This is a genomic window from Dietzia sp. SYD-A1 (genome assembly GCF_015356725.1).
Taxonomy (GTDB): Bacteria; Actinomycetota; Actinomycetes; order Mycobacteriales; family Mycobacteriaceae; genus Dietzia.
Map to the genome: position 1 here is coordinate 1 of NZ_JADDKI010000693.1, position 9514 is coordinate 9514.

Here is a 9514-nt window from a genome sequence, read left to right on the forward strand (position 1 = left end):
CCCGCGAACCGCCCCCACCCTTGCGAACCGCCGAGTGGTCACAAACATCGAGATTCCGGCACGGTCTCCTGGGAGAACGTGAGCGGGTGTGACCACGCGGCGGGAGTGGGCTACTTCTCCAGCGCGTTGACCACGGTGAGCTCGCCGTCGGAGTGCGAGACGCGGATGCGCTTCTTGTCGAGCTTGCCGACGGAGGTCTTGGGGATCTCGTCGACGAACGCGAACTTCTCCGGCACCTGCCACTTGGCCATCCGGCTCTCGAGGTGCGAGCGCAGATCCTCGACGTCGGGATCGGCCACCCCCTCCTTGACCACGATGGTGGCCAGCGGACGCTCGTCCCACTTGGGGTCGGGGATGCCGATCACGGCCGCCTCGGCCACGGCCGGGTGCTCGAGGAGGTAGTTCTCCACCTCGACAGAGGAGATCCACTCGCCGCCGGACTTGATGATGTCCTTGGCTCGGTCCGTCAGCTGCAGGAACCCCTCGGGACGGATGTAGCCGACGTCGCCGGTGCGGAGCCAGCCGTCATCGAAGGAGTCCGAGCTGTCGACCTTGTAGTAGCTGCCCGTGATCCACGGTCCACGCACCTCGAGTTCACCGACGGACTCGCCGTCCCAGGGCATTTCCTGACCGGCGTCGTCGACGATCCGCGCCTTGACCCCCGCGATGAACCGGCCCTGCGTGGTGCGCAGTTCGAACTGCGTCTCCTCCGGCAGGTCCGCCTTCGGCCGCGACAGGGTTCCGAGGGGCGAGGTCTCCGTCATGCCCCACGCGTGGATGATGTCGATCCCGTAGTTCTCCTTGAACTTGCGGATCAGCGCGGGCGGGCAGGAGCTGCCGCCCACCACGACGGCGCGGAAGCTCGACATGTCGATGGGGTGATCGACCGAGTAGGCGTCCACGGCCTGCCAGATCGTGGGGACGGCGGCGGCCAGCGTCGGACGCTCGGAGGCGATCATCGCGGCCAGCGGCTCCGGCTGGAGGAAGCGCTCGGGCATGAGCAGCGACGCGCCCACCAGGAACGCCGCGTACGGCAGGCCCCACGACATCGCGTGGAACATGGGGACGATCGCCAGCACGTTGTCGTCGAGCGAGATGTCCATCCCGTCCGACATGCAGACCTGCATCGAGTGCAGGTAGATGGACCGGTGCGAGTAGACGACGCCCTTCGGATCACCCGTGGTGCCCGAGGTGTAACACATCGCGGCGCCGGAGTTCTCGTCGACCTCGGGCCACTCGAACTCGGCGGGTTGTGCGGCCAGCAGCTCCTCGTAGTCGTGCACCTGCACGCCCTCCGGGGCCTCGAGGTTCGCCGCGCCGCCACCGGTGACGATCACGTGCTCGACCGTCGAGAACCGCGGCAGCAGGGGCTGCAGGAGCGGGATCAGACTGGGGTCGACGATCACGACCTTGTCCTCGGCGTGGTTGGCCACGAACTCGAGCTGGTCGGGGAACAGCCGGATGTTCAGGGGGTGGAGTACCGCGCCCATCGACGGGATGGCCAGGTACGCCTCCATGTGCTCGGAGTTGTTCCACTGGAAGGTCGCGACGCGCTGATCCGCGTCGATCCCCAGCGTCCGCAGGGCGTTGGCCAGCTGCGCCGCGCGCCGGCCCAGCTCCCCGAACGTGATCTTGCGGGGGCCCTGATCGGTCCAGGTGGTGATGACCGCGTCCGCGTGGACGGTCGCGCCGAACGTCAGGATGGTGCTGATGTTCAGCTGTTCCGGCTGCATGGTGCTGCGCATGCGAGGGGCTCCTGTTCAGGGGGTGTCGGGTATCAGGGGGTGTCAGGGGTCACTTCTGGACGCGACCCTACCTGTCGTCCACCGCGTCGAAGACCTCCTGGACCGTCTTCATGGCCGAGAGGGCCGCCGGCGCGCCGCAGTATCCCGAGGCGTGGATGACGGCCTCGGTGATCTCCTCGCGGGTGAGGCCGTTCGTCAGCCCTCCACGGACGTGGCCGGCCAACTCGGCGTTCGCCCGCAACGCCACGAGCATGCCGATGTTCAGCAGGCTCCGGTCCCGCCGTCCGAGCCCCGGGCGGGACCAGATGTTGCCCCACACGTTCTCGGTGACCACGTGCTGGATGGCCTCGGACGCGGTGCCCTCGGCCCGGCCCATCGCGCGGTCCACGAAGTCGTCGCCCATCACCTCACGTCGGATCGCGAATCCCCGGGCCCGCGGATCCTCGGCCGTAGGCCCCTCGCCTGAACCTGTCGTCGTCATCTGGTGATCCTTCCCGTCGGTGCGTGGCCGCCGCCGTGTAGCCGCTGCAGTGTGGCCGCCGCTGCGTGACACCCGGCGTGTCCGGGCGCGGTCACGGCCCATCCTGCCGTCGACCCGGTGGTCGGATACCCTCGGAGGGTCCGGCTCCCTGCCGGACACCCGTGGTACCCGGCGGAAGTCGGTGTGAGTCCGACGCTGTCCGCGCAACTGTGATCCCGCCCCGGGCGGGCGAGCCAGGTCGGCCGGGACCGCGGAACCGTACGAACTGACCTCGCACGAAGGGCGGTTGCGTGCCGTGGCGTCCGCGCCGCAGCCGAGCTGCACTCGTCCGGGCGACCACCGGAGGATGCCATGACCGAGTCCCGAGCGCGGGCCCTGCCCGGATCCCGCTCCCTGTTCGCCGCCGTCCTCACCGTCGTGGCCCTGGTCGCCTCGGCGTGTTCCGGTGCCGACGACGACTCCGGCACCACCGCCGCCACGGACCCCGGCGACGGCGGGCCCGGCGCGATCGTCTCGCTCAGCCCCACCACCACCGAGATGCTGTACGCCGTGGGTGCCGGCGACCGGGTGGTCGCGGTGGACGAGCGATCGGACTTCCCGCCCGACGCCCCGGTCACCGACCTGTCGGGATACACGCCGAACCTCGAGGCGATCCTCGGGTACCAACCGGACCTCGTCGTGGCCACGGATGACACCGGCGACATCGTGTCCGGGCTCGAGCGGTCCGGGGTCGAGGTCCTGCTCCTCCCCGCCGCCCGGACCCTGGACGACACCTTCACCCAGATCGAGCAGGTCGGCGCCGCCACCGGGACCGTCGGCGAGGCCGCCGAGCTGGTCTCCCGGATGCGGGGCGAGATCGACGAGATCGTGGCGTCGGTCCCGGAGCGTGAGACCCCGCTGACCTACTTCCACGAACTCGACGACACCTACTACACCGTCACCGACGACACCTACATCGGCGAGGTGTACTCCCTGCTCGGGCTGACCTCGATCGCGACCGGTGACGACGCCTACCCGCAGCTGTCGGAGGAACTGATCCTGGAGGCGGACCCGGACCTGGTGATGCTCGCCGACGGCCAGTGCTGCGGGATCACGCCGGAGGTCGTGGCCGAGCGGCCCGGGTGGAGCGAGCTCGGCGCGGTCAGGCAGGGCCGGGTCTTCGTGGTCGACGAGGACCTGGCCAGCCGGTGGGGGCCGCGCGTGGTGGACTTCATGCGCGAGGTGGCCGGCCTCGTGGCGACCGTCCCCGAGAGGGAACCCGCCTCGTGACCCGTGGGTCGCCCCGCCACGCCCTGGTGCTGGGCGGAGCGACACTCGTGCTACTCCTGGCGCTGCTGGCGGGCACGCTCGTGGGGCCGGCCGGGTTGACCCCGCGCGGGGTGTTGCTCGAGCTGGTCGGCCAGCTGCCGTTCGTGCACGTCGACTCGGGGCTGACGCCCCGCCAACAGGTGATCCTGTGGGAGATCCGGATCCCCCGGGTCGCGCTCGGGGGGATCGTCGGCGCGATGCTGGCGATCGCCGGCGCCACGTATCAGGGCGTGTTCCGCAACCCGCTCGCCGACCCCTACCTCCTGGGGGTGTCCAGCGGCGCCGGGCTGGGCGCCACACTGGCGATCGTCCTCGGCGGCGCCGCGGGGTCGGCGATGGTGCCGCCGGCGGCGTTCGTCGGCGGCATGATCGCGGTGATGGCCACTTACGCCCTGGGCCGCGGTGTCGGCGGCGGGCGGACCGAGGTCGTGATCATCCTCGCCGGCGTCGCTGTCGCCGCGTTCGCCAGCGCCGTCCAGACCTTCTTCATGCAGCGCAACGACGAGACCCTGCGGCAGGTGTACTCGTGGATGCTCGGCCGGCTCACGACCAGCGGGTGGGCCGAGGTGCGGACAGTGCTGCCGTACGTGGTCGTCTCGGTCGTGGTGATCGCCCTTCACCGGCGCACTCTCGACGTGATGTCCGTGGGCGACGTCGAGGCCTCCACCCTCGGCATCGCCCCGGCCCGGGTGAGGCTGGTGCTGATCAGCGTCGCCACGCTGGGCACGGCGGCGGTCGTGTCGGTGAGCGGCCTCATCGGATTCGTCGGCATCGTGATCCCCCACGCCGTCCGCATGGTGATCGGCCCCGGCCATCGCTTACTCCTACCGCTGTCGCTGCTGGTGGGGGCCGCCTTCCTGGTCCTCGCCGACCTCGTCGCCCGCACCGCGATGAGCCCGGGCGAGCTGCCGATCGGGGTCGTCACCGCCGCGATCGGCGCGCCGTTCTTCCTGTTCGTGTTGCGCCGCAGCCGGGGGATCATATGACCGCCATCCCGGATTCGACGACGGCGCTGTCCTGCCGCGGCCTGCGGGTGGCCCGGGACGGTGTGCCGGTTCTGCACGGGATCGACCTCGCCGTGCCGACCGGGTCGTGGGTCTCCCTGGTCGGGCCGAACGGGTCGGGCAAGACCACGTTGCTCTACGCCCTGGCGGGGCTCGTCCCGTCCCGGGGCGAGGTGCGGGTCATGGGTCTGGCGACGCGACGAGCCGGTCGCCGGCCGGTCGCCCGGATGGTGGCGCTGATGCCGCAGCGCCCGGTGGTCCCGGAGGGCGTGAGCGCACGAGAGCTGATCCGGCTGGGCCGCACTCCCCACGTCCCCCGCTTCGGGACCGAGACGCCCCACGACCACAGCATCGTGGAGAGCGTGATCGACCGACTGGCACTGCACGACCTGGCCCCGCGCGTCGCCACCACGCTGTCCGGGGGCGAGCTGCAGCGGGTGGTCCTGGCGCGGGCCCTGGCCCAGGAGCCCCGCGTGTTGCTATTGGACGAGCCGACGAGCGCTCTCGACATCGGGCACCAACAACAGGTCCTCGACCTGGTGGACTCGATGCGCCGCGAGAGCGGACTCACCGTGGTGGCTGCCATGCACGACCTCACCTCCGCCGCACACTACGGCGAACGCGTGGTCATGGTGGACCATGGCCGCCTGGTCGCCGACGGCACCGGCGAGGAGGTGCTCACCGTCGAGCGACTGGCCGAGGTGTACGACGCCCGGGTCGAGGTGCTCGACCGCCCCGACGGCCGCGCCGTCCTGCCGCTCCGCGAGCCGGGGGCCTGATGGAGATCGTGTTGCTGGGCACGGGCGCGGCCGATGGGTGGCCCAACCCGTTCTGTCGCTGCGACTCCTGCCTCGACGCCCTGCGCCGCGAGGACGTGCGCGGGCAGACCGCCGCGATGATCGACGACGAGATGATGATCGACTGCGGACCCGAGGTACCGGGCGCCGCGTCTCGTCACGGCCGGACGCTCGCGGGGGTGGCTCATCTGCTCCTCACCCACGCCCATTCGGACCACCTCGGTCCCCAGGCCTTGCTCTCCCGCTCCTGGGTGGCCGGGACCGGCGAGCTCGAGGTGATCGGCCCCTCCGGCGCACTCGAGGTGTGCAGGCCTTGGGTCGGCCCCGGGGACCCGGTGCGGTTCGTTCCGGTGGTGGCCGGGGACCGAATCGTCGCGGGCGGGTACGACGTGCGCGTCCTGCCCGCCGGCCACCGGGTCTTCGACGACGGCGACGCGGTGCTCTACGACGTGACCGGTCCCGACGGCGCCCGCGTGTTGTGGGCCACCGACACCGGCCCGTGGCCCGCCGGGTGGTTCGCGGCCGTCCGGGGGGCGGGATACGACGCGGTGTTCCTCGAGGAGACCCTGGGCGATCGCGAGGAGATCTCGGACGCCCACCTCGGGCTGGGGAGGTTCGGCGAGATGGTCCGGTCGCTGCGGTCCGTCGAGGCCGTCACGGACCATACCGAGGTCGTGGCCGTACACCTCGGTCACCACAACCCGCCGCTCGGCCGGCTGGTCCCGCGGCTGCGCGAACACGGGGCCAGGCCGGGCGTGGACGGCGAGGTGGTCAGCTGCGGGGCGCCCCGCCGGTCCGCGGCCGGATGTCGTCCGGGTCGGACACCGCGCTAGTCGGTCACCGCCTGACCCGGGGTCGTCCGGAACTCGTGACCGGCCCCCTTCTCGAACAGGTCGAAGGCCTCGTCCATCACCGTGTCCCGTTCGTCTTCCCCACCGCCCGGCTCGCCCCCGGGCGGCTGGTGCCGGAGGACCGACGCGCCCGCCGCGAGGCCCAGGTCGACGATCACGCGGACGCGGAAAGGACTCAGATGCGGGGCCCGGCGCTGCACGGCCGCGTACAACGGATCGAGCACGTTGGCGGCGCAGCTCCGCTCCCCGGTGCGCAGCAGCAGCATGACCTGCTCTCCGACCACGAGAAGGTTCTCCGCCGCGACGATGTCGTCCTGCGATCGTCCGTGGGACTCCCGGAATATCGACCGCAGGACATCGAGCGGCGACATCCCCGCCGGCGCCCCGTCCACCCGACGGACCCACTCGGCGACCTGCTCGCGCAGGAAGTGCAGGAACGCGTCCTCGCGGTGGGCGAAGTAGTTGTGGAACGTGCGGGTGGAGACCCCGGCGCGCTCGGCGATCGCGGACACCGTCGCCCCGTCCAGCCCCTCGGCGACCAGGAGTTCGACCGCGGCCACCGAGAGGCGGGTGAGGGTGTCGGCCTTCTTCCGCGCGCGCAGGTCAGCCATCGGACCGCGTCCCGGCATCACCGCCGGCTGCGTCACCGGGCAGCTCGTGCCTGCCCGGCCCCGGACTCTGATCGACAACGGTCTCGGCGGAGTGCCGTCCGGCGGCCACCGCAGCCTCGGTGCCGGCACGGTCGTCGTCTCCGCTCCCCGGCTCCCCGGCGGTCTCACGGGCGGAGCCCTGTTCGGCCTCGAGCGCCGATCCCTCCACGTCGACCGCGGGCAGGATCCTGTCCAGCCACCGCGGCAGACCCCAGGCCCGTTCGCCGAGGAGGAACATCACCGCCGGGATGATCGTCATGCGCACCACGAAGGCGTCGAACAGGACGGCGATCGCCAGCGCGAAGCCCATCACCTTGATGAACTGCTCGTCGATCGTCATGAAGGCGGCGAAGACGCTGATCATGATCAGCGCGGCGGCGGTGACGACGCGGGCCCCGTGCTTGAAGCCGTTGGACACCGCGTTGTGCGCGGTCTTACCGTGCACCCACCCCTCGCGCATGCGGGTGACGAGGAAGACCTGGTAGTCCATCGCCAGGCCGAACACGATGCCGATGAGCATGATCGGCAGGAAGCTGATGACCGGCTGCGGGTCGGAGATGATCCCCAGCCAGCCCTCCTGCCAGATGGCCACGGTGATGCCGAAGGTCGCCGCGACCGACAGGCTGAAGCCCAGCGCCGCGATCAGCGGCACCCAGATCGACCGGAACACCAGCATGAGCAGGATGAACGCGAGGGCCAGCACGATGGCGATGTACGGGATGAGGACCTCGGTGAGTCGTTCGGAGATGTCCTCGTAGATCGGGCTGACGCCGGTGACGGAGTAGGTCCCCCCGGTCTGCTGCTCGAAGTCTGCGGCTCCGGCCCGGATCTCGGCGAGGACGTCCGCGGCCCGCTCGTCGGTGGCGCCGTACTCCGGTGTGATGAGGACCTGGGCTGCGTCACCCGCCTCGTTGGTCTCGATGATCTGGGCGTTCTGCACACCGTCGAGTGCCTGGATGTCCGCCGCCGCGGTGGCCCACGCCGACGGACGCTCCTCCTCGGGCACCTGGAGGGTGTCCACGAGGGCGATCATGGGCGCGTTACGACCGGGGCCGAACGCCTCGTCCGTCATGTCGTACGCCGTGCGGTTCGGGGTACCAGGGGCCATCGTGCCGTCCGACGGCATGGCCAGCCGCAGTTGCGTGGCGGGCAGCGCCAGCAGGATGAGCAGCAGGATCCCGGCGGTGGCGAAGAGGACGGGACGGGCGCGGATACGGCGGACCCAGGTCAGTCCCATCGTCGGGTTCTCGTCCTCCGGGTCGGGCGCCCTGACGCCCTTGACCCGGGCCGCGAAGAGCCGGATCCCGACGGCGCCGAGAATGGCGGGCAGCAGTGTGATGGCGACCAGGACGGCGATGGCGACTGTCGCGGCTGCGGACAGCGCCATCGCGGTGAGGAACGGGATGTTGATGATGGACAGGGCCGAGAGGGCGACCAGGACGGTGAGCCCGGCGAAGACCACCGCGGAGCCTGCCTTACCTACCGCCAACCCGGCCAGGTGCGCGCGCGTGGGCGCGTCGATGCTCCTGAGCTTCGCGGCGAGTTCCGCGGGCTCGAGATCGTTGCCGCCGATGTGTTTGACCAGCTCGGTGCGGAAGCGGGAGACGATGAACAGCGCGTAGTCGATGCCCACCGCGAGGCCGATCATGGACGCCAGCGTCGGCGTCATGGTGTTGATCGTGTCCGTGAAGGCCGTGGCGGCGAAGATGCCCGCGATGCCGATCCCCACGCCGATGACCCCGGTGAGCAGCGGCATCCCCGCGGCGATCACCGAACCGAAGGTGATGAGCAGGATCACCGCGGCCACGGCGATGCCGATGAGCTCGCCGATGGCGCTGATCTCCGAGAGTTGGAAAGCGTTGCCGGAGTAGGCGATGGTCAGGTCACCCTCGTGCGCCGCGACCACGTCGGCGAAGGCCTCGCGGTCCTCGGCGGTGATGTCCATGGTCGTGTCCGCGTCGAACTGGATCTGGACGGTGCCGGTGGTCTGGTCGGCGCTCAGCGGACTCACCGCCGCGATGTCGGCGTCGATCTGTTCCTGCGGGACCCCCTGGGCGGCCTGGGCCTCGGTGAGCTGCTGCGCCACCCCCTCGGCGGCGATCACCGGGTTGACGATGGCATCGGTGTCGGCGAGGAAGCCCAGCTCCCGCACCTGCCCGAGGAAGTCGTCGACGTCGTCCGTGACCGCCGGATCGACGAGGGTGCTGCCCTCCGGTGCGCGGATGACGATGGTCCCCGTCGGCGCGTCGAGCTGGTCACCCGCCCCGGCGAACCTCTGTTGCATCTCGTCCTGGGTCTCGATCGACTCGAGGCCCGGGATCGAGAAGGTGGTGCTGGTCTGCTGGGACATCGTGGCCGCGGCGGTGCCGACGCCGAGTATCACCAGCACCCAGGCGGCGATGAACCGCCATCTGAAGAGGTAGGCGGTCCGCCCGATGCGGTAGAGGAATGACGCCATGCGCTGGCTCCTGGTGCGTAGGTGCTGGTAGCGATCCTTCGCAGTTTTGCATGAGCGCTGCACGATTGCACAGCCCGTGCAAGAAGGTGTGGCGCAGGACACCCCAGCAAGGCTGTCGCGCCGCCTTGCCGATACCCCCCGGGGTATGTATGGTCGGGGTACACCCACCCGAACCCCGATCGACAAGGAGATCTCGATGCTTCTCGAGCGCATCTACGAC

At 70.6% G+C, this 9514-nt stretch carries 8 protein-coding genes and 1 riboswitch; of the genes, 4 read left to right on the top strand and 4 right to left on the bottom strand.

Going from position 1 to position 9514, the window contains the following annotated elements; all coding sequences use genetic code 11:
• Positions 1–110: 110 nt before the first annotated feature.
• Both IY392_RS18650 and IY392_RS18655 read right to left on the bottom strand, forming a co-directional pair.
• A complete protein-coding gene (locus IY392_RS18650; RefSeq protein WP_107757669.1) occupies positions 111–1745 on the bottom strand; it encodes a long-chain fatty acid--CoA ligase in 1635 nt (544 codons plus the stop codon).
• Positions 1746–1812: 67 nt separating this feature from the next.
• Positions 1813–2226, bottom strand: coding sequence for a carboxymuconolactone decarboxylase family protein (locus IY392_RS18655; RefSeq protein WP_107757670.1), 414 nt, complete (start codon positions 2224–2226; stop codon positions 1813–1815).
• A gap of 177 nt (positions 2227–2403) precedes the next feature.
• A riboswitch (cobalamin riboswitch) is annotated at positions 2404–2464 on the top strand.
• A 113-nt stretch (positions 2465–2577) separates the two neighbouring features.
• Between IY392_RS18655 and IY392_RS18660 the strand changes: the two genes are divergently transcribed.
• The 4 genes from IY392_RS18660 to IY392_RS18675 are packed head-to-tail and all read left to right on the top strand — an operon-like array spanning position 2578 to position 6168.
• Positions 2578–3495, top strand: coding sequence for an ABC transporter substrate-binding protein (locus IY392_RS18660; RefSeq protein WP_194862027.1), 918 nt, complete (start codon positions 2578–2580; stop codon positions 3493–3495).
• Positions 3492–4520 carry an iron ABC transporter permease gene (locus IY392_RS18665; protein WP_107757672.1) on the top strand — a complete coding sequence of 343 codons (1029 nt, stop codon included), beginning with the start codon at positions 3492–3494 and terminating at the stop codon, positions 4518–4520. Before IY392_RS18660 ends, IY392_RS18665 begins: the two co-directional genes overlap by 4 nt.
• The gene (locus tag IY392_RS18670) at positions 4517–5317 is read left to right on the top strand and encodes an ABC transporter ATP-binding protein (protein ID WP_194862028.1); all 801 of its coding nucleotides are present in this window, start codon (positions 4517–4519) and stop codon (positions 5315–5317) included. The genes IY392_RS18665 and IY392_RS18670 overlap by 4 nt, the downstream gene beginning before the upstream one ends.
• Entirely contained in the window at positions 5317–6168 is an 852-nt protein-coding gene (locus tag IY392_RS18675; RefSeq protein ID WP_194862029.1) for an MBL fold metallo-hydrolase, read from the top strand. Before IY392_RS18670 ends, IY392_RS18675 begins: the two co-directional genes overlap by 1 nt.
• On the opposite strand, the gene IY392_RS18680 is transcribed toward IY392_RS18675, so the two are convergent.
• Positions 6165–6797 (bottom strand): TetR/AcrR family transcriptional regulator, encoded by a 633-nt coding sequence (locus tag IY392_RS18680; RefSeq protein ID WP_228549637.1) that lies wholly within the window; start codon positions 6795–6797, stop codon positions 6165–6167. The genes IY392_RS18675 and IY392_RS18680 overlap by 4 nt on opposite strands.
• Entirely contained in the window at positions 6790–9294 is a 2505-nt protein-coding gene (locus IY392_RS18685; protein WP_194862030.1) for an MMPL family transporter, read from the bottom strand. Before IY392_RS18685 ends, IY392_RS18680 begins: the two co-directional genes overlap by 8 nt.
• Between the last annotated feature and the right edge of the window lie 220 nt (positions 9295–9514).